The following is a 19,371-nucleotide window of genomic DNA, read 5'->3' as shown; positions in this document are numbered from 1 at the left end:
GCCGGATGAGCCTTATGCCACAGAGAGAGACTGTTCATGAAGGTAAACGATCGCGTTTCTGTTAAAACCGATGGCGGCCCGCGCCGCAAAGGCACCGTGTTAGCGGTAGAAGATTTTAACGAAGGCACCATGTATCTGGTGGCGCTTGAGGATTATCCGTTGGGGATTTGGTTCTTCAACGAAGTGGGGCACGCTGACGGCATCTTTGTTGAGCCGCTCGATCAGCCCGCCTGACAACAGGGGCCTGCATTGCAGGCCCCTTTTTTATCAGAAGGTTTCCCAGTTGCCGCCATCAGCGGCCAGCGCCGGACGCGGCGACAGCTGCGGCTTCTTCAGTGGGGCGCTGCCAGCGAGCGACTGCGGCGCTTCCTGCGCGGTGACGCGGAAGGTGGCAACCGCTTGGGTCAGTTTGCCTGCCTGATCTTCCAGCGAAGAGGCGGCGGCTGAGGCTTCTTCCACCAGCGCGGCGTTTTGCTGCGTGACGTTGTCCATCTCGGTCACCGCCTGGCTGACCTGCTGAATGCCGCGACTCTGTTCGTCGGAGGCGGCGGCAATCTCGGCCATGATGTCGGTAACGCGACGCACCGCATCAACGATATCGGTCATGGTGTTACCGGCGTGGCTCGCCTGGTTAGAGCCTTTGCCGATCAAATCTACCGATTCCGCAATCAGTCCTTCAATCTCTTTCGCTGCCTGGGCGCTGCGCTGCGCCAGATTACGTACTTCGCTGGCGACCACGGCAAATCCACGCCCCTGCTCACCGGCACGCGCTGCTTCCACGGCGGCGTTCAGCGCCAGAATATTGGTCTGGAAAGCGATGCTGTTGATCACAGTAGTAATTTCAGCAATTTTCTTCGAGCTGCTGGAGATATTGTTCATGGTGTTAACCACGCCGCTGACGATATCACCACCGTTACGCGCCTTGCCGGAAGCATCGGCGGCCAGCTGGCTGGCGTGATGGGCGTTTTCCGCATTCTGTTTCACCGTGGCGGTCAGCTGCTCCATGCTGGCAGCGGTCTGCTCCAGCGCGGCGGCCTGCTGCTCGGTACGGGAAGAGAGATCGGTGTTGCCCGCTGAGATTTCACCGGAACCCTGGAAGATGGCCATTGCGCCTTCGCGCACCGTGCCCACGGTTTTCACCAGCGACTGCTGCATTAATTGCAGATTGTGGCCCAGCGAACCAATTTCGTTGCGTCCCCACTGCTGTTCCGGCTGGGTTAAGTCGCCCTGCGCAATACGTTCAATGCGATCCACTGACAGGCGTAACGGCGAAATAACAATGCGGCGCAGGGCCACAAAGGTCATCAGCACCAATACCAGCGCCAGAATAAAGGCACCGGCCATAAAGCTGTAACCCAGCGCGCTCTGCTGCGCGGCGTTGGTTTTAATCGCGTCGGCACGCTGAGTACGCAGCTTAATGGCCTGTAACAGCACGTCGTTATAAGCGTCATCCAGCTTGCGGGTTACGTCAGTTTCCTGAGCAATAACCCCTTCAAAACTGCCATCTTTGGCTGATTTCACCATCGGCAATAAGCCCTGATTAACGTAGGCGTCAAAATGTTCTTTTAACGGCTTATCCAGCGCAATGCCTTCCGGTTTTTTATTCGGGCGGTTGTAATAGATATTAAAACCTTCCTGTGCCTGCTGAATGCGTTTTTCCGTCTTAGCCACGTTAGCGCGAAACTCATCCATTTCCCCGATACGCGCCGCGGCACCGGCATGAATAATATTCAGACGCGCGGTACGCAGGTGGTTTGAGCTGTTGGAAATGCCCATGCGAATCTGAATTTCCTGGTTAGACTGCGCCAGATAATCGTTACTTTTATTCAGAAACCAGCTCGCCAGGCCAATTGATAGCGCGAACAATAATAAAATGCCGGTGAAAATCGTGGCGAACAGCGGCATCAGCCGCACATTTTGCCAGAAACCCACGCTGCCGGGCGCGGCAGTAGACGATGTGTTGTTCATATCCTTTGCTCTCATTCAGGGGAAGGGGCTGCCGTTTGTCTGCTAATAAGATCGGCAAGGCCGGAGAAAGGATGAGCGTAAAAAGTGCGATCGGCATCGCACTTTGGGCATAAAAAAAGCCGACGAGCGTCGGCTTTTTGTTCAGGCTGCGGGCAGTAATCAGCGGATGTTGACGTAAATCCCGGAGGTGACGTTGTCAGTTAAGCGCACCACATGATAAATAACCTGCTTATTATGGGTTTTAATTTTACGCTTAATATTTCCTTTATGAGAGGAAACCGTCTTAGCCTTTATTTGCATCTTGTCGGAAATCTGAATGGTATCGTGCCCGGACATCCACATCTTCAACATATTTGATTCAGTCTGACTTAAGGTCAGTGGATGAATGTCGAGCCCGGCAGAAATCCGTGGCGATGCATTAATTTTCTTTTGCAAATAGGTACTCAGCAGCGAATCCAGTGTCGACGTCTTGACCGACTTTGACGTAATAATCAGGTTCTTACGAACGTAGAGATATTCCTCAAAATGGATGTTTGAAATCGCCATAAAAATAAAAAAGAGTGTTTCAGGGTGCTGATTAATTATATTTCTAATGCGTTCGCTGGCGTCTGTTTCATGAATGAAGCAGTCTTCGTTGATAAATACAACGCCTGGCTGAAGTTGTTGGCATTTTGTGTGTAGTTGTTCAATATCTGCAACGGAATAAATATTTTTCTTTTTGACTCCCTTCACTGACATGTAGTCCATTAAACCCAGTCGTGTGTAGTTGCATGAATCCATAATAATCGTTGGCATGTTAGCGACCCTCACCAATTTTGTTATCCGTTTAAATCAACGATGAATAGGTAGTATTTGAGAGAGATTTCGATCGACACAAATAACGTGCCTCTTCGAAAGGCCTGGCGTTGCCCCTTTCAGAAGTCATCTCTTCTTCCATGATATTGCTGCATAGTTGGGTTATTGCGATGTCAAAATGCTCGTATGCCGCCGGTCACACGCCAGCAAATAGCTTGCCGGAAAAGTGTGACACTGCACATATTGGTTAAACGTTTTGCGAGCGTTGTCACTATCGCGCAGAAGCAGGAACTTTCTGATAGGACAATTCTTAAAAACATTTAAATCCCGAATGTGTGACGTTTTTGAGCGTGTTGACAATGCCGTAAAAAATGAGTTTAGACAAGAAAAATTGTACTTGAGTATTTTTCCTTTAAAAACAGCCAGTTGATTTTTTTACCTGCAAAATCAGTACTGGACGTAATCCTAAAATCACAGCGGTAAAATACTTGAAGCCGGACCTAATAAGAATGATTTTCAGATAAAAAGTCGCTTTATCAGAATTTCCTTAGTGAAATTCTAAAAAAAATGGTGCGAAAAACAGGCTGATTGATTTTAAACGCTTAACTATCGATAAGTAATAAGGTATGAAACCTTAACTATTGGTTCGGGGCAATTCAGAAAGGATCTCAGAAAGTAGATCAAATACTTCACTAAAGAGATGTTCGCAGAACGGCGCAACCAAGGGCATTAACAGACCCATGGTCAGAATACCGATGGACAAGGTAATGGGAAAACCGATAGCGAACACCGACAGCTGAGGTGAAACACGGTTTAACAAACCCAGGGCCATATTTAAGGTGAGGAGTAAAACTATTAAGGGTAACGCTAACATCATGCCATTAAGGAAAATTAGCCCTGCTGCTTTGGCCAGTGCCATGAAAGCATTGGAGTTTACCAGGCTGCCGCCTATCGGTAAGGTGTGAAAACTGTCGGCTAACAGCGAGATTAACCATAAATGCCCGTTGAATGACAGAAACAGTAGCATGGCGAGCATATCAAGGAAACGAGCAAGTACCGGCATGTTGAGCCGGCTCCCAGGATCGAAAAAAGTTGCGAAGGAAATGCCCATTTGCAGGCCGATAATCTCTCCCGCCAGACGCACCGCGGCAAAGGCGAACTGCATGGTAAAGCCAATAGCCACGCCGATCAGCATCTGTTGCAGCAGCAGGCCAAAGCCGTTGGCCGAGAAGATGGTGACGTTGACCGGCGGCAGCGAAGGCACCAGCAGCCAGGTAATCATCACCGCGAGGCCGATTTTCACCTTTTTACTGATGCTGCGCTCACTCAGGATGGGAGCGGTAGTAATTAATGCCAGCACGCGGGCCAGTGGCCAGAAGAACTGACTGACCAAAAGCATTAGCTGGCCGCTCTCGAAATTAATCATCAGCCGATCATGTTCGGGATATTAGTAAATAACGTGCGCATATAATCGAGGATCAGGTTCAACATCCACGGACCAGCGATAACTGCGGTCGCCGCAACGGCGAGAATTTTCGGAATGAATGACAGTGTCTGTTCGTTAATCTGGGTCGCTGCCTGCAGCAAACTGATGAACAAACCGCTGACCAGCGCCGCCAGCAGCAGCGGGGCAGCCATAATGAGCGCGACTTTCATCGCCTCATGGCCCATAGCCATAATTGATTCTGGTGACATGGTAAGAGTCCCGGTTATGGCCGCGTTACGCCGCCGTTGCAGAGGGTGATCAGGAGTAGAAGCTTTGCGCCAGCGAGCCAATCAGCAGCTGCCAGCCATCAACAAGTACAAACAGCATCAGTTTGAACGGCAGTGAAATGGTCGCCGGTGGCACCATCATCATACCCAGCGCCATCAGCACGCTGGCGACCACCAGGTCGATAATCAAAAACGGAATAAACACGGTAAAGCCAATCTGGAACGCCGTTTTCAGTTCGCTGGTGACATAAGAGGGCAGCAGGATGCGCATTGGCACCTCTTCCGGTCCGGCAATCGGCGCGGTGTTGGCCAGGCGTGCAAACAGGGCGAGATCCGCTTCACGGGTCTGACGCAGCATAAAGGCGCGCAGCGGCTGGATGCCTTTATCGATCGCCACTTCCATGCTGATCTTATCCTGGCTAAACGGCAGATAGGCATCCTGATAAATTTTGTCGAACACCGGCGCCATAATAAAGAAGGTTAAAAACAGCGCGAGGCCCATCATCACCTGGTTTGGCGGTGCGGATGGCGTGCCCAGTGCGTTACGCAGCAAGCCGAACACGATGATGATGCGCGTAAAGCTGGTCATCATCAGCAAAATAGCGGGCAGAAACGTTAACGAGGTAATAAATACCAGTGTCTGCACCGGCAGCGACCAGCTCTGGCCACCGTTGGCCAGTGGCTGACTGACCAAACCCGGCAGCTGAGCGTGAGCAACCGGGGCCGCCAGCATCAGCAGTGGCAGCAGTATCAACAGGCGTCGAATCATTGCGGTTTACCGGGACGTTTAATTAACGTGTGAAGAATCTGACGGAAATCTGCCGGGGCGGGCGCATCAGGCGCATCGGCCTGGGGTTCACGCGGTGGCAGGGTATGCAGATGGGTAATCTGCTGAGCAGTGACGCCCAGCACCAGCCGCGCGTCCTCTATATCAACAATCACCACGCGTTCGCGCTGGCCGACGGTCACGCTGGCGCTGACGTTCAGTCCGCGCAGGTTGCCGCGTTTCGGCGCAAAACCGGTACGACGAGCCAGCCACGCGCAGACGAGAATCAACATCACAATCAGCGCCAGTACGCCGCTGACCTGGGTCAGTACCGAGCCGGGCGACATCGCCGGCGCGCCGATACTCTCTACCTGCTGGGTTTGGCTTTTCATACTTAGCGGCTCAGACGACGCATGCGTTCAGAAGGCGTAATGATATCGGTGATACGAACACCGTATTTATCCGCCACGACCACCACTTCGCCCTGGGCGATAAGGTAACCATTGATCAGGATATCCAGCGGCTCACCCGCCAGGCCATCCAGCGACACCACCGAACCCTGTGTCAGGCGCAGCAGCTCTTTGATGGTCATCTTGGTACGACCCAGCTCAACGGTGAGCTTAACGGGAATGTCCATGATCAGGTCGATATCCTGCAGCGAGCCGCCAAGCTCACCCGCTTCCAGCGACTTAAATACGTTGTCAGTCGACGCAGCTGGCGTGCTGATCTGCTCGTTCATTGCCTCAGCCCACAGATCGTCCGCAGAGACATCATCGGACGGCTTATTACTGTCACTCATCGGGCTGTTCCTCATTAAGCGAATTCAAAATTGGGTTAATCAAATGCTCGACACGCAAGGCGTACTGGCCATTGATGGTGCCATACTGGCTGGTCAGCACCGGCACACCGTCGACGTGCGCAATAATTCTGTCTGGTTTGTCTATCGGTAATACATCACCAGGCTTCAGCTGCAAAATCCGTGACAGGCGCAGCGAGACATCGGCGAAGTTAGCGATCAACTCCAGCTCTGAATGCTGAACCTGCTTCACCAGCGTGTCACGCCAGTGACGGTCTTCCTGCCGCGAGTTCTCCAGCGGCGGGTTAACCAGCAGTTCACGCAGCGGTTCAATCATCGAAAACGGAATACAGATGTTGAACTCACCGACCAGGTTACCAATCTCCACCTGGAACGGCGTGGTGACCACGATGTCGTTCGGTGAAGTGGTGATGTTGGTGAACTTCACCTGCATCTCGGAACGCACATACTCTACGTCGAGCGGGTAAATCGCTTTCCATGCATCACTGTAGCCTTCCAGCGCCAGCTTAAGCATGCGGCGGATCACACGCTGCTCAGTATGAGTAAACTCACGGCCTTCCACTTTGGTCGGGAAACGACCGTCACCGCCAAACAGGTTGTCCACCGCAATGAACACCAGGCTTGGTGAAAACACAAACAGAGCGGTGCCGCGCAGCGGTTTCAGGTGGATCAGGTTCAGGTTGGTCGGCACCGGCAGGTTGCGGGCAAACTCATGGTACGGCTGAATCTTGATCGCCCCGACGCTGATATCCGGACTGCGGCGCAGCAGGTTAAACAGGCCCATACGAAACTGACGGGCAAAACGTTCATTAATGATTTCCAGCGCCTGTAAACGCTCGCGCACCACGCGACGCTGGGTATTCGGGTCGTAAGGGCGAATGTTGCTCTCACCAACCGTACTTTTACTCTCATCTTCCGCGCTGTCGCTGTCGCCATTTAGCAGCGCATCGATTTCAGCCTGGGAAAGAATGCTATCGCCCATTGATTCACCTCAAAATGAAGGCAGTAAACAGCACATCGCTTACTACCTGCGGAGGTTGACCTTTCACCAGCGGAGGCGCCAGCACCTGAACGATCTGTTTGACCAGTTCTTGCTTACCTTGCTCAACCGCCAGACCTTGTGCGTTCTGACGAGAGAGCAGCAGCAGCAGACGGCTACGCACCTCAGGCAAATAATCATTCATCCGAACACGGGTCGCTTCATCGGGCAGACGCAGGGTGAAACCCACATACAGCACGCGATCGGGATCGTTATCGGGATTGACCAGGTTAACCGTAAATGTATCAAGTGCAAAAAATACCGGTGCCGCTGGCGGTTCCACTTTCGCGGCTGCCGCTTTGTCATGACCGTCGGTTTTATTCATCATTCGCCAGACTGCATAGCCTGCCACACTACAAGCGGCCAGCGTCAATACCAGCAACACCGGGATTAAGATTTTACGTTTGCCACTTTTAGCTTTTGCGTTGTCAGCCATTTTTGCTGTACTTCCTGTGAATTTATCGACGGGCGGAGTGGCCCGGTAGAAGAGATTATCCCGCGTCTTAAGCCAAACCAATGGCAAGAAAAGACGCGGGTTTTGCGCTTACCTTCAGCGTTTGTCGCTGTCAGGCAAAAATATCGACAGAGCCGCTGCCGTTCGCGCGCGCCTGGAGGGCTGCCGGGACGGCAATAGGCGTTATCTCGTGTTCATCATCCTGGCCGAGGCTGAACATCCCGCTTTGTGCATCACGGCGGTTCTCCTGCTGGCCAGTAAAGCCTTGATTCTGTGGCAGTGTTTCACCGCTGACGTCGCTCTGGCCCAGGTTGATTCCGCTGTCCGCCAGGGCGGTTCTCAGCTGCGGCATTGCCGCTTCCAGCGCGGCACGCACCTGGCTGTGACCCGACACCATGCTCATTTGCGCCTGATCGTTGTCGATTTTCAGGCTGATCTGAATTGAACCCAGATCTTCCGGATGCAGACGCAGCTCAGCGTGTTGCTGACCGTTGCGGCTGAACATCAACACCTGTTGGCTCAGCGCCTGCTGCCATTCCGGGCTGCCGAGCTGTGAATTGAGCTGCGGCGTCATCGGTGTGCTGGTGGTGGCCGACGCGGTGGGTGCCATCGCCACACTGCTGGCGCTGGTCAGCGTCACCGCAGCGCTGTTGTCATTCTGATCTTTGATGCTCTCTTTTAACGCGCCGCCCAGCATCTGCTGGAAGCTGGCGTCCAGCTGCTGCGCGTTGCTGTTACTGCTACCTGCCTGCAAACCCATCGCGCCAGCGGCAGCGCTCGACGCCGTCGTGGTGCCGGACGTGCTGGCGCCCGCGCTGGTCAGCAGGCTGCCTGGCGTGGTGACGCCATCGTCATCGGTTTCACCGCTAGCGGAAGCCTTGCCCAGCAGCGCGCTCAGCAGCGCATTATTGCCGCCGCTTTTACCGCCGCCAGAAAGCACAGACAGATCGCTGCTGGTGGCCTGCGTGACCTGCTGCGCAGCGGGCACGATCGGTGCCGCCTGCGGCAGCATGGCGAACAGCGCCTGCAAGGTCTGCTTGTCGCTGTCGGACAGCGCTTCCAGCGGCTGCTTCTCTTTATCATCGGCGGATTTCACCGCGCCTTTAGCATTTTCCGGCTGCAACAATGTGCTTAAGCTGCCCGGCTGCTCCAGCGAGGAGAGCAGGGCGCTCAGCTCGCCAACCGGCGTCGCTTTCTCATCGGCGGGCGCAGCTTTAATCGCCGCTTTGCCGTTTTCGGCACCGCTCTGCGCCAGCGCCAGCAGGCGATTGCCCAGCAGCGTGACAAATCCTTCCGGCAGTGCGCCGGTACCGTCGCCGGTCAGGGCATCGGTCAATCCGCTGGCATCGGCTTTGCCGGCATGAGCGCCAGCTTTGACACCGGTGGCAAGCAGGGGCAACGTAATCATTCGCCTTTCCTCAGTGCGGCCCGTTGGGCAAATTCATCCATCCGTTTCTGATCGAGACGGTTTTCTTGTTGTAGGTGTTGTACTTCTGCGCGCGAGATCAGCGTTTCGTAGGCATGCAGCCGCTGCTGTTTTTCGCGCCAGTGGCTCAGCGCTTTTTCCAGCTTCTGATTCCACTGCAGGAGCTGGCTGCGATGCTGATCGATCGCTTTTTCCAGCGTCTGAATAAACTGGTGGTAGTTGCTCCAGCGGTTGTTGGCGATGCCGCCGGACATATCGGTATTCAGTTTGTTGCGATACTCATCCTGATAATCCATCAGCATGGTGAGCTGTTCATCCGCCTGCTTCTGGCCACGGCGCATATCACCGAGATGAATCGCCGCTTTTTCCAGCTCCTGCTGTGCCAGATCGCGCAGGGTGTCAATTGCACTACCTGATGCCATGATTTAACTCCAACCGGCGTCAGCCGAAGATCGCCTGCAAGTGCAGGCAGGCATCGTCATAGCTGCTGCGTTCAAAAATGCCCTGCTGCAGGAACGATTCAAGTTCCGGGTAGAGCTTTATCGCTTTATCCAGCTGCGGATCGCTGCCATGCGCATAGGCGCCGACGCTGACCAAATCGCGGTTGCGCTGAAAGCTGGAAAGCAGTTGTTTAAATTGCCTCACGCGGGCGTAATGTGTTTCGTCGATTAGCGAGGTCATTGCACGGCTAATCGAGGCTTCGATATCAATCGCCGGATAATGGCCCGCTTCCGCCAGGCGGCGCGACAACACCACGTGACCATCGAGGATGGCACGCGCGGAGTCGGCGATGGGATCCTGCTGGTCATCGCCTTCGGTTAATACGGTATAAAACGCGGTGATGGAACCGCCGCCGTCAATGCCGTTACCGGCGCGTTCCACCAGCGCTGGCAGCTTGGCAAATACTGAAGGCGGATAGCCTTTGGTGGCCGGTGGTTCGCCGATAGCGAGGGCGATTTCACGCTGTGCCATGGCATAACGGGTCAGGGAATCCATGATCAGCAGCACGTGCTGGCCACGGTCACGAAAATCTTCGGCGATGCGCGTGGCGTAGGCGGCACCCTGCATACGCAGCAGCGGCGAGACGTCAGCCGGGGCGGCGATGACCACCGCGCGGGCGCGGCCTTCGGTGCCGAGAATATTTTCAATAAAGTCTTTTACTTCGCGCCCACGTTCGCCAATCAGCCCGACCACAATGACGTCCGCTTTGGTGTAGCGCGCCATCATGCCGAGCAGTACGCTTTTGCCAACGCCGGAACCGGCAAATAAACCCATACGCTGACCGCGACCGACGGTGAGCAGGGCGTTGATCGCCCGTACGCCGGTGTCGAGCACATCGGTGATTGGCGTACGTTGCAACGGGTTAAAAGGTGGCGTGATCAGCGGAGCGCGGTAGCCGGTATCGGGCGCGGGCAAACCATCCAGCGGACGCGCCTGGCCATCAAGCACGCGGCCCAGCAGTTCCGGACCCAGCGGCAGCTGTTTGCCGCTTTGCGCGTTATCACCGCTGACGCGAGCAAACACGCGCGCGCCGGGCAAAATACCTTCCACTTCTTCCAGCGGCATCAGAAACAGCCGCTGGCCATTAAAACCCACCACTTCGCTTTCTACTTCGGTCACGCCGCGGCCATCATTACGTTCAATCACGCAGGTGGCGCCGAGCGGCAGCTGCAGACCGGTTGCCTCCAGCACCAGGCCGGTAGCGCGCACCAGCCGTCCATAACGGCGCACGTTCGGCACTTCGGGAATACGTTTTTCAAACGCGTCGAGCGCACCCAACCAGCGGGAAAGACGTGATGAAGTCATTACAGTTCTCCTGGCGCGGCAAGGCGGCAGAGTTCGTGCCAGCGTGTGGCGACGCTGGCGTCAAGATCGCCATCTTCAGCGGTGACTTTGCATCCGCCCGGATGCAGCGTGCTGTCGGCCAGCAGGCGCCAGCCGTGCATATCCAGCGTCACGCCCAGCGTCTGCTCGATGCGCGGCAGATCGTCCGGGTGCACCCGCAGCTGCGGTTTACCGCTGAACATCGGCTCCTGCTGCAGCATGTTCTGAATCTGCTTCAGCAGCGCGGAGCCATCAATCTGCGTGGCCTGACCAATCACCTGACGCGCGGCGGCTAAGGCCATCTGCATCAGGCGAGCGGCGATCACGCTGTCGAGCGCTTCCAGCGTGTGCTGGAATTCGGTCACCATCTGCTGCATGCGCGCCTGCAATGGCGCCTGTTGCTGCTGGGCTTCCAGCAGACCCTGTTGAAACCCGGCGTCGTAACCTGCACGCTGACCTTCACTCAGACCCTGTTGATGGCCTTCGCTGTAACCTTTGCCCTGCGCTTCGGTGCGCACCTGCATCTGCAGGCGCTCCAGCATCTGCTGCTGTTCATCAACCTGATCTTCCGGCACGCCTTCCGGCAGTACAATCTCTTCAAACGTTGGCTCATCGCTGCGGCCTAAATCCTGCGGCAGCCAGGGTTGCCATGGGCGGGCTGAAAAGGCATCAGACATAGGTTTCCTCACTGCTACCAATTACCATTTCGCCACTCTCTGCCAGGCGACGCACGACCAGCAGGATCGCTTTCTGTTCGCCTTCTACCGCAGACATACGTACCGGACCACGGTTGGCAAGGTCGTCGCGCAGAATATCGGCCGCACGGTTCGACATGTTCTTGAGGAACTTCTCGCGCAGCGGCTGCTCGGCGCCTTTCAGGGCGACCAGCAACTGCTCCGATTCCACTTCCTGCAACAGGCGCTGGATACTGCGGTCGTCGACATCCACCAGGTTTTCGAACAGGAACATCTCGTCGATGATTTTCTGTGCCAGTTCGCCGTCGAACTCGCGCACTGCCTGCATAACCGCTTCTTCCTGGTTGGTTTTCATCAGGTTGATGATCTCCGCTGCGGTTCTCACGCCGCCCATCTTCGCCCGCTTGAGGTTCTGACCATCAAGCAGCGAGTTGAGCACTTCGGTCAGCTCGGCCAGCGCGGCTGGCTGGACGCCGCCAAAGGTGGCGATACGCAGCATCACATCGTGACGCAGGCGATCGTCGAACTGCGCCAGAATGTCGGCCGCCTGAGAACGCTTCAGGTGCACCAGAATGGTGGCGATGATCTGCGGATGCTCGTCGCGGATCAGGTCGGCCGCGCTCTGCGGCTCCATGAAGTTCAGCGTTTCCATACCGGTGGTGGTTTCGCGCGTCTCGAGGATATCTTCCAGCAGCGTCGCTGCGCGCTCTTCGCCCAGCGCCTTGACCAGCACTGAACGCAGGTAATCGTTGGAGTTGAGGCTCAGCGCCGCAAACTGCTCGGCATCGATCTCAAACTCGCGCAGCACTTCGGTCAGCTGCTTGTGTGAAATCTGCTGCATGTTGGCCATCGCCGCACTGAGGTGCTGGACTTCGCGGGCGCTGAGGTGCTTGAACACCTCAGCCGCGCGCTCTTCACCAACGGTCATCATCAGGATGGCGCTTTTTTCGGTTCCGGTCAGACTCATAGTTCGTTACTCATCCATTGGCGGATAACCAGCGCTACAACGCGCGGATCGTTCTCAGACATATCGCGGATACGCTGGCTCATCACTTCGGCGCTCATGCGCTGCTGAGATTTACGTTCCTGATCCTGCTCATCTTTGCTCAGCGTGACCGAGTAGGCCTCGCCATCTTGTTTCTGCTCGCTGCGTGCGGCAGTGGCGTCGCTGACCGCCTGTTCCTGCAGCTGTTTCTTCTTCAGCTGCGGACGCACCAGCTTGCGGTAGAGGATGAAGGCAACCAGCGCCACCAGCAGCCAGCGACCGGCATTCATCATCTGGTCGAAGAAGGCCTGCTGCTGCCAGAACGGCAATTCAGCAATGCTGTTGTCTTCGGCGCTGAACTGCGAGTTCACCACATTCACGCTGTCGCCACGGTTGGTAGAGAAACCGATCGCTTCACGGGTCAGGTCATCGATCTGTTTCAGCTGTGCTTCAGTCAGCGCAATCGCCTTGCCTTTCTCATCGGCGCGGTAGTTCACCACCACGGCCACCGACAGACGCTGCACATCACCGACGTTCATTTTGGTGTGGCGAATCGTCCGGTCCAGCTCGTAGTTAGTCGTGTTGTCCTGACGCGTATTCGACGGGCCCGCTGCACGTGCCGTGGTGCTGGCACTGGTACCGGCGTTCGCGTTGGCGTTATTCGCTGCATTACCGTTCTGACCCGCCTGACCATTTTGCGCGGTGTTCGCCGCTGGGGTGGTCAGTGGGGCGCTGTTTGCCGGCGCCGGCTGGTTAGAGAGTGCACCCGGCACGCCGCCTGGATACGGGCTACCAATCTGCTCGCTGTTGCTGCTCTGACGTGAACGGATGGCGCTGTTTTCCGGCGAACCGTTCGGCTTATATTGCTCATCGGTCTGCTCACGGGCGTCGAAGTTAATCTGCGCGGTGACCTGCGCATGCACGTTGCCCATGCCAACAATCGGATTCAGAATCGCTTCGATACGCTGCTGATAGCGGCTTTCCACTTCGCTGGCGTACTTCAGCTGCGCATCATTCAGATCGCGGCCTTCCGAATCGGAGCGGGTTAACAGACGACCGGTCTGATCAACCACGGTAACGTTACCCGGCGGCAGGCCGGCAACGCTGCTTGAAACCATATGAACGATGGCGCTGATCTGGCCTTCATCCAGGGCGCGACCCGGCTGTAGGTTCAGCGTCACGGATGCTGAAGGCGCTTTCTGTTCGCGCACAAACAGGGTCGGTTTTGGCATCGCCAGGTGAACGCGCACGTTCTTAACCGGGCCCAGCGTTTCGATGGTACGAGCGAGTTCCCCTTCCAGCGCACGCTGGTAGTTAATCTGCTCGCTGAACTGGCTGATACCAAACTTCTCTTTATCCAGCAGCTCAAAGCCGACCGATCCGCCTTTAGGCAGACCCTGCTGCGCAAGGCGCAGACGCAGCTCGTGAACATTTGCCTCTGGCACCATTAGCGCGCCTTGCTCAGCAAAGCGGTAAGGAATGTTCATCTGTGTCAGCTGGGTGACAATGGCGCCGCCATCCTCATCGGAGAGGTTGTTATAAAGGACGCTGTAAGCAGGTGACTTAGCCCATAACACCATAGCGATCACAACTGCGATGGCAGCTGCGGCGGCGATGATCAATGGAATACGGGGATTAGCGCGCAGACGTGCTAACAGGTCACCTAAGCCCTTCTTTTGTTCGGAATCCTGTGTTGCGGTAGCATTCATGACCCATTCCTGCCTGACGGTTGACCCGACTTAATGTGTAGTGGTGACAAAACTGACTCCCTGATACGACGGCTTTATTAAGTTCCACCCCAATGGAGTGCCATTATTTTCCTAAACCGAAATTTCGATGGGTGGATAAGCCATGCTTTTTGATGTCATTTACAGCCTTTGTCTCATTGACAATGTGCTAACTTCTCGTCCATCGAAAAAATATCCCGTAGCAAACCGAGGCAACAATGGCGATTCAGGGCATCGAAAGTATGATTCAACAGCTGCAGCAAACCGCGCTGCAGGCGGGCAATCAGAGCAGTAAAGCGAATGAAGGCCATGCCGACTTCGCCGCAGAAATGCGTTCAGCGCTGGATAAAATCAGCGAGACACAAACCAGCGCACGTCAGCAGGCGCAGGATTTTGAATTAGGTAAGCCGGGCATCGCGCTAAATGATGTGATGGTCGATCTGCAAAAGTCTTCTATCTCTATGCAGATGGGCATTCAGGTGCGTAACAAGCTGGTCAGCGCCTACAGCGACATTATGAATATGCAGCTGTAACATCGCGCATCCGCAGGCGCGCCGTGTTGCGGCCAGCCTGCATGCCACGCCCTTAAATGAGCACGGCGTACAGGATCGCGGGTGGACAGCCGCCGCGATAATCATGCACGTCGCCTTGTTTTCGCGGCACCCGTTGTTGTCATTTCCCCAATAAGCTGGCGCGTTCGCGCTGCTTTGCCGGTCTGCAAACTGACCTAGGCAGAGTTGCACGCTGCGGTCTGACGCAGCGGATGTGTCGTGCGGCTTCCAGCCTCTGAAAAGGGCCGGGCCGTGCGTTCAACCGCAGCGATCTCAGGATAAAATAATGAAAAAAAAACTGCTTGCCGTGGCCCTGATGCTGTTGGCTGGCTGCGCCACCAAACAGTATCCACAGGCACCCGCGGTCACTGCTGAAGAAGCTGCCGCCTTTGATTGCCGGGTGCTGGATCAGGAAATTGCCAGTGCGCGTAGCGTGCAACATGAAATCGATGAAACCGGCCGCTTCGATGTGCTGACGGTGATGGGCTTTGTTGGTGATTTCGGTCTGGGGAATGGCATCGCCAAAAGCCGCGCTACCGGCAAAGCGCAGGCGCGATTACATCAGCTTAGCCAACTGAAAGCGGCACAGTGCGCCGGAGCGGTTACGCCTGCCGGTGCGGGCTGATCGACACGGAAATCACCTGCGCGTGGCCACCGTTGCTCATACAAAAGCGCATAAAAAAAGGCCGCTTGCGCGACCTGTCTGTGTTTGTTCCACCACGGTGACGCAACATCACCCGACCCATTGGCGACGAATTGTCAGGGTGGTGCGGGCTGTCAATGTAGTCAATCCCACTGCGACTGATAATACTGACATTATCAGGGTAATCAGCATCAGCTCACCTCCTTACAAAGAGATCGTTATTTTTCCTGCCTGCCTGCATCTGCGCCTCATCACCATTTAACGTTATCGTCGACGCTCATCTTTAAGATGTCTGGTAGCGCTATGGCGTAGCCTGTCCCTTTCATCGCCTATCTCGCGGTTACTGCTTTGGTCGGCTTAGCGTGCCCAACGTTATAAAGCGTCGTGATGCTTCCACCGCCATACAGGCCACCTGTTGCAGCAAGGATACTGCGCTCATTTTCCCTACGTGCATGGCGACGCGCCCGGCAACGTTGTCTTGCATTCATCATGACCTCTCTTTGTCCGGTACAGAACGTTATAACCACAAGCGGTAACTGGATTTTTTATCCAGCGGTCGCCCGGCATAAGGTATCAATAACGTTGAGTGTTAAAGCGCATTGGCTTCGTGACGGTTAATGATGCCTGTTAGCGGGATAAATAATACCTTTTGCTATTGATTTCGGCAAAGAGTATTGGCTGCTAATCAATAGCTAAACGCATAAATGCTTGCCATGAAAAGAAAAATATTTTCGACAGGAGGAGGAGATTGCGCGGAAAAGTATCGATTGAAATGGATTGATGCGAATAATTAACGTCACTGCCTTGTAATTTCTTCATTCTGTGGCACAGTATTAAAACACTGTATATAAAAACAGTTTACTGGATTATCGTGAGATAACCCATTGATTAATCTCGTCACGAAACGGAGGAGTTGTGGCTATAGCGTTGCTGAGAACAGGAAAAGGAGGATATGTTGAATACGTCCCGCCGGCACGGGACGAGCGCTATTTTCTACGTTTTAAATCGCGAAGAAGAAAAACAGCAACGCCGATGAGTTCGGCAGAGGATGAGATATCCAGCAAGGGAACGCGTGGATCATCTACTGCAAGAAATCCAGATTCTCCGCCATCCAAAAAGCGATAAATTGAATATGATGAATTGACTTTCGCATAGACCAGATCGCCATTCCCGGGCTTTTCACCGGTATCGATAACCACGATGGTTCCCGCTGGTGCTTCTGCGCATCCGCTGTTTCTTGGCAGGACGTAAGCCCTGCAGTCGTTGCTCTTAACAACGTCAGGAACATACACTTCTTGTCCAGTCCTGCCATCCTGATCCCAGATGCTGACAGAAAATACGCCGCCTGGCTGCATGCTGTTTGCTGGAGGATGTGGGTAACTCATCTTTCCGCCAGCGTCCATTTCCCCAACGCCATTTGCAAGCCAGTCAATATTGACTGACAAAGCATTAGCGATATCTACCAGCTTGGTTGAGCCCTTCGCCTGTCCGTTCGCAAGTCGCCAGATAGTAGGTTGAGCAACGCCAGACGCTTTAGCTAAAGCACCCTGAGAGAAATTACGCGCAGTCATGGCCTGCGTGAGCCGTTCAGCAAGAGTTGTTTTCATGAGAGGCAATTTATAGCCGTGCGTATTGCACGTCAATTGCAAAAAGGTATTGCATCAAATAATACTTATTGCTATTGTTTGTGGCATGCAATACGAATGTGAATAATTGATGGCGGCCAGACTATTTATAAAGTCGCCATCCTTACAGGGAGCCGGTAAAGCGCCTGTTCCTGCACAGGGTGATGCATCCCACTAAGTAGTGCGAGTTACACGGTGGTGGAATGGATGCTTTTAACATTTTTGTGAACGTTAAAGCACAAGCGTGTCTTCCGGATTAGGCAGGCCGCCTGTAGCAAGTTAAGCACGACCGCTCTTTATCAATTTGAACCCTCACCCTATGCCGAGAAGGCGTCTGGTGAAAAATTACGTGACCTGCTCACCGCACTGCCACATCGGTTAAATACGGGTTAAGGCGTTGTCGGCTACAGGACGCGAAAAAAAGCAACGAGGTCGAAAGCAGCGGGTTTAACCGAATCGTTGTAGCAGGCCCTGACAAAAGTGCCGCTGCTGCTGTCCACAATGCGTAGATCTCTCGCTGAAAACGCGACTGCTATAAACATCCCTATGTTGCTGGCGTTTAAAGCAGTATGAGCGAATCACTCGCTGTCGAAATACACAGCCGATAACGTCGTGAAGAGATGTATGCATTACCTGTCTCTGCTGACGAAGCTCTCTAACAGAATTCAGGGGGCAACATTTTCTCTGCAGGGGCAGGCAATAGCAGGGGTATTTAGTCGCCACAGCATCATTTTGCTGTGAAAGTCATACCGGAATGAGAACGGGTATCTCTGGCACCAGGTTGAAGCATACCTCACGGCTGAACGCTCATCCCGGTGCGCTGTTTATTTGACTCCTGCACGTTAATCACTTTTTAAAGGCCGCCATCAGAGCGGCCTTTTTGCGTTTCACGCCACTCGATATTTCTCAATATACGCCTGCCAGCGAAGTGACGTGCTTTCTTTCCAACCATCAACAGCACCGACCGTCGTCATGGAGGTGATATGAGTATTGATATGAGCAAACTGGCATCAGGCGCTGCTTATGGCGCATCTGCCGGGACGATCGCCAACGGGCTTTTGACCTGCTTAAGTCCCGATGAATGGAGTGCTGTAGGCGTGCTGGCCGGTATTGTGGTGGCGCTTATTACGCTCGGGATCAACTGGTATTACAAACGCAAGGCCACGCTGGCGCAGATCAAGGCGCTTCAATGCTGGCCCATCGCATCACATATTACAGAGGACTAACCCATGGCTATGTCAAACAGCCTGCGCAATAAGCTAATGACTGCTGCGGGCAGCGGCGCCATGTTTATCGCTATGGCGTTCCTTGGCGGAAAGGAGGGGGTGGAAGGGCGACAGTATACGCCCTATCAGGATGTGGCTGGTGTCTGGACGGTCTGTGACGGGCACACCGGCAGCGATATCGTTCAAAGTAAGCAGTACACCGATCGTGAATGCAATCAACTGTTATCGGTTGACCTGCAGCCGGTCAAAAAGACGGTCGACAGCATGGTAAAAATCCCGCTGGGCGAATATCAGCGCGCCGCGCTCTACAGCTTCACCTATAACGTCGGCACCCGCGCATTTTCTACATCAACGCTGCTAAAACAGCTGAATGCCGGTGATGTGAAGGGTGCCTGTCAGGCGCTTCGTCACTGGGTTTATGCAGGCGGCCAGAAGTGGCGTGGATTGATGAATCGCCGCGATATGGAGCGGTCAATGTGCCTGGCGGAGAATGCTGATGATCTGGCTGGCAAATAACTGGCGTTCGGTATTGTGGTTCTTGCTGGTGGCGGCTGTGGTGACGTTTGGCACCGCTGCCAGCCACTATCACGCCAGGATGTTGCAGGCACAGGAAAAGGTATCGGCGGCACTACAGGCCCGGAAAAAGGCAGAGTCGATCGCCAGCAACCTTATCACTGCCGTGACGCTCTTTAACGATATCGGAAAGGCGGCCCACGATGCTCGGTATCAAAATGAGACAGAAAGTGAGAGGCGTATTGTTTACATCAGGCAGTCAATTCAACGCGATGCGTGCGCTGCTCATCCTGTTCCCGCTGATGTTGCTGACAGCCTGCGCAAACACAACGAAAGAATACGTTCAGCTTCCGGCAGTGCCCATTCCGGCAGAACTGCTGGCTGACTGTGAAATACCTCCCGTACCAGAGTCGGTGACCTATGGCGACGTTCTCGAAATGAATGAAAAGCTTATGACATCGATTGAAAACTGTAACCGGGATAAACGAGCCATAAAAGAAATTGAATCCCTCAGGTAATTTATAAATTAATAGCTAACTGCATTTTAAAGATTATTTATTTTAAAGAATAAATAAACATCCCCCCATGAGCAAAATGCTCAACA

General features: G+C 54.4%; 24 protein-coding genes. 7 read left to right on the top strand and 17 right to left on the bottom strand.

Annotated features, from left to right (window positions below; genetic code table 11):
- Positions 1 to 36 precede the first annotated feature (36 nt).
- Complete coding sequence (gene dsrB / locus EM595_RS11065) at positions 37 to 234, top strand: protein DsrB (RefSeq protein WP_067431734.1); 198 nt, start codon at positions 37 to 39, stop codon at positions 232 to 234.
- A 33-nt stretch (positions 235 to 267) separates the two neighbouring features.
- Here the strand turns inward: dsrB and EM595_RS11060 are convergent, their stop codons facing one another.
- The 15 genes from EM595_RS11060 to fliF all read right to left on the bottom strand — a co-directional run bounded on the left by EM595_RS11060 (position 268) and on the right by fliF (position 14,191).
- Entirely contained in the window at positions 268 to 1,968 is a 1,701-nt protein-coding gene (locus tag EM595_RS11060) for a methyl-accepting chemotaxis protein (protein ID WP_067431731.1), read from the bottom strand.
- A 159-nt stretch (positions 1,969 to 2,127) separates the two neighbouring features.
- Complete coding sequence (gene rcsA, locus EM595_RS11055; protein WP_067431729.1) at positions 2,128 to 2,763, bottom strand: transcriptional regulator RcsA; 636 nt, start codon at positions 2,761 to 2,763, stop codon at positions 2,128 to 2,130.
- 634 nt (positions 2,764 to 3,397) lie between these two features.
- The gene (gene fliR / locus EM595_RS11050; RefSeq protein WP_067431726.1) at positions 3,398 to 4,189 is read right to left on the bottom strand and encodes a flagellar biosynthetic protein FliR; all 792 of its coding nucleotides are present in this window, start codon (positions 4,187 to 4,189) and stop codon (positions 3,398 to 3,400) included.
- Positions 4,189 to 4,458, bottom strand: a complete 270-nt coding sequence (fliQ, locus tag EM595_RS11045; RefSeq protein WP_067431724.1) for a flagellar biosynthesis protein FliQ — start codon at positions 4,456 to 4,458, stop codon at positions 4,189 to 4,191. The genes fliR and fliQ overlap by 1 nt, the downstream gene beginning before the upstream one ends.
- A 49-nt stretch (positions 4,459 to 4,507) precedes the next feature.
- Positions 4,508 to 5,242 (bottom strand): flagellar type III secretion system pore protein FliP, encoded by a 735-nt coding sequence (gene fliP / locus EM595_RS11040; RefSeq protein ID WP_173645395.1) that lies wholly within the window; start codon positions 5,240 to 5,242, stop codon positions 4,508 to 4,510.
- Positions 5,242 to 5,634, bottom strand: coding sequence for a flagellar biosynthetic protein FliO (fliO, locus tag EM595_RS11035; RefSeq protein WP_067431713.1), 393 nt, complete (start codon positions 5,632 to 5,634; stop codon positions 5,242 to 5,244). The genes fliP and fliO overlap by 1 nt, the downstream gene beginning before the upstream one ends.
- A 2-nt stretch (positions 5,635 to 5,636) precedes the next feature.
- Positions 5,637 to 6,041 carry a flagellar motor switch protein FliN gene (gene fliN, locus EM595_RS11030; RefSeq protein WP_067431711.1) on the bottom strand — a complete coding sequence of 135 codons (405 nt, stop codon included), beginning with the start codon at positions 6,039 to 6,041 and terminating at the stop codon, positions 5,637 to 5,639.
- The gene (gene fliM / locus EM595_RS11025) at positions 6,034 to 7,041 is read right to left on the bottom strand and encodes a flagellar motor switch protein FliM (protein WP_067431708.1); all 1,008 of its coding nucleotides are present in this window, start codon (positions 7,039 to 7,041) and stop codon (positions 6,034 to 6,036) included. Before fliM ends, fliN begins: the two co-directional genes overlap by 8 nt.
- 4 nt (positions 7,042 to 7,045) lie before the next feature.
- Positions 7,046 to 7,534, bottom strand: coding sequence for a flagellar basal body-associated protein FliL (gene fliL / locus EM595_RS11020; protein WP_067431706.1), 489 nt, complete (start codon positions 7,532 to 7,534; stop codon positions 7,046 to 7,048).
- Between the two features lie 130 nt (positions 7,535 to 7,664).
- On the bottom strand, positions 7,665 to 8,960 hold the full coding sequence (locus EM595_RS11015; RefSeq protein WP_067431704.1) for a flagellar hook-length control protein FliK: 1,296 nt from the start codon (positions 8,958 to 8,960) through the stop codon (positions 7,665 to 7,667).
- Complete coding sequence (gene fliJ / locus EM595_RS11010) at positions 8,957 to 9,400, bottom strand: flagellar export protein FliJ (RefSeq protein WP_067431702.1); 444 nt, start codon at positions 9,398 to 9,400, stop codon at positions 8,957 to 8,959. The genes EM595_RS11015 and fliJ overlap by 4 nt, the downstream gene beginning before the upstream one ends.
- A 19-nt stretch (positions 9,401 to 9,419) precedes the next feature.
- Positions 9,420 to 10,784 (bottom strand): flagellar protein export ATPase FliI, encoded by a 1,365-nt coding sequence (fliI, locus tag EM595_RS11005; protein WP_067431700.1) that lies wholly within the window; start codon positions 10,782 to 10,784, stop codon positions 9,420 to 9,422.
- Positions 10,784 to 11,479, bottom strand: coding sequence for a flagellar assembly protein FliH (gene fliH / locus EM595_RS11000; RefSeq protein WP_067431697.1), 696 nt, complete (start codon positions 11,477 to 11,479; stop codon positions 10,784 to 10,786). Before fliH ends, fliI begins: the two co-directional genes overlap by 1 nt.
- Positions 11,472 to 12,464: a flagellar motor switch protein FliG gene (gene fliG, locus EM595_RS10995; protein ID WP_067431695.1), complete on the bottom strand. Its 993-nt coding sequence runs from the start codon at positions 12,462 to 12,464 to the stop codon at positions 11,472 to 11,474. The genes fliH and fliG overlap by 8 nt, the downstream gene beginning before the upstream one ends.
- Complete coding sequence (fliF, locus tag EM595_RS10990; RefSeq protein ID WP_067431692.1) at positions 12,461 to 14,191, bottom strand: flagellar basal-body MS-ring/collar protein FliF; 1,731 nt, start codon at positions 14,189 to 14,191, stop codon at positions 12,461 to 12,463. Before fliF ends, fliG begins: the two co-directional genes overlap by 4 nt.
- Before the next feature lie 236 nt (positions 14,192 to 14,427).
- Here fliF and fliE point away from each other — a divergent pair, with 236 nt between their 5' ends.
- Together fliE and EM595_RS10980 are read left to right on the top strand one after the other, a co-directional pair.
- Positions 14,428 to 14,742: a flagellar hook-basal body complex protein FliE gene (gene fliE, locus EM595_RS10985; protein WP_067431689.1), complete on the top strand. Its 315-nt coding sequence runs from the start codon at positions 14,428 to 14,430 to the stop codon at positions 14,740 to 14,742.
- Between the two features lie 304 nt (positions 14,743 to 15,046).
- The gene (locus tag EM595_RS10980) at positions 15,047 to 15,385 is read left to right on the top strand and encodes a hypothetical protein (protein WP_067431686.1); all 339 of its coding nucleotides are present in this window, start codon (positions 15,047 to 15,049) and stop codon (positions 15,383 to 15,385) included.
- Positions 15,386 to 15,743: 358 nt separating this feature from the next.
- Here the strand turns inward: EM595_RS10980 and EM595_RS21110 are convergent, their stop codons facing one another.
- Together EM595_RS21110 and EM595_RS10975 are read right to left on the bottom strand one after the other, a co-directional pair.
- Positions 15,744 to 15,887, bottom strand: a complete 144-nt coding sequence (locus EM595_RS21110) for a hypothetical protein (RefSeq protein WP_157883876.1) — start codon at positions 15,885 to 15,887, stop codon at positions 15,744 to 15,746.
- A 502-nt stretch (positions 15,888 to 16,389) separates the two neighbouring features.
- Complete coding sequence (locus EM595_RS10975; protein WP_067431678.1) at positions 16,390 to 17,010, bottom strand: helix-turn-helix domain-containing protein; 621 nt, start codon at positions 17,008 to 17,010, stop codon at positions 16,390 to 16,392.
- A 1,001-nt stretch (positions 17,011 to 18,011) separates the two neighbouring features.
- Here EM595_RS10975 and EM595_RS10970 point away from each other — a divergent pair.
- The 4 genes from EM595_RS10970 to lysC are packed head-to-tail and all read left to right on the top strand — an operon-like array spanning position 18,012 to position 19,285.
- Complete coding sequence (locus EM595_RS10970; RefSeq protein ID WP_067431676.1) at positions 18,012 to 18,254, top strand: phage holin; 243 nt, start codon at positions 18,012 to 18,014, stop codon at positions 18,252 to 18,254.
- Positions 18,255 to 18,263: 9 nt separating this feature from the next.
- The gene (locus EM595_RS10965; protein ID WP_067435406.1) at positions 18,264 to 18,770 is read left to right on the top strand and encodes a lysozyme; all 507 of its coding nucleotides are present in this window, start codon (positions 18,264 to 18,266) and stop codon (positions 18,768 to 18,770) included.
- Positions 18,751 to 19,152 (top strand): DUF2570 family protein, encoded by a 402-nt coding sequence (locus tag EM595_RS21105; protein WP_157883874.1) that lies wholly within the window; start codon positions 18,751 to 18,753, stop codon positions 19,150 to 19,152. The genes EM595_RS10965 and EM595_RS21105 overlap by 20 nt, the downstream gene beginning before the upstream one ends.
- The gene (lysC, locus tag EM595_RS21520) at positions 19,040 to 19,285 is read left to right on the top strand and encodes an Rz1-like lysis system protein LysC (RefSeq protein ID WP_419190152.1); all 246 of its coding nucleotides are present in this window, start codon (positions 19,040 to 19,042) and stop codon (positions 19,283 to 19,285) included. The genes EM595_RS21105 and lysC overlap by 113 nt, the downstream gene beginning before the upstream one ends.
- Positions 19,286 to 19,371 lie beyond the last annotated feature (86 nt).

It is taken from the genome of Duffyella gerundensis, assembly GCF_001517405.1.
Classification (GTDB): Bacteria; Pseudomonadota; Gammaproteobacteria; order Enterobacterales; family Enterobacteriaceae; genus Duffyella; species Duffyella gerundensis.
The sequence above is the reverse complement of the archived record's forward strand: the minus strand, read 5'-3'. Positions and strand labels throughout refer to the sequence as shown.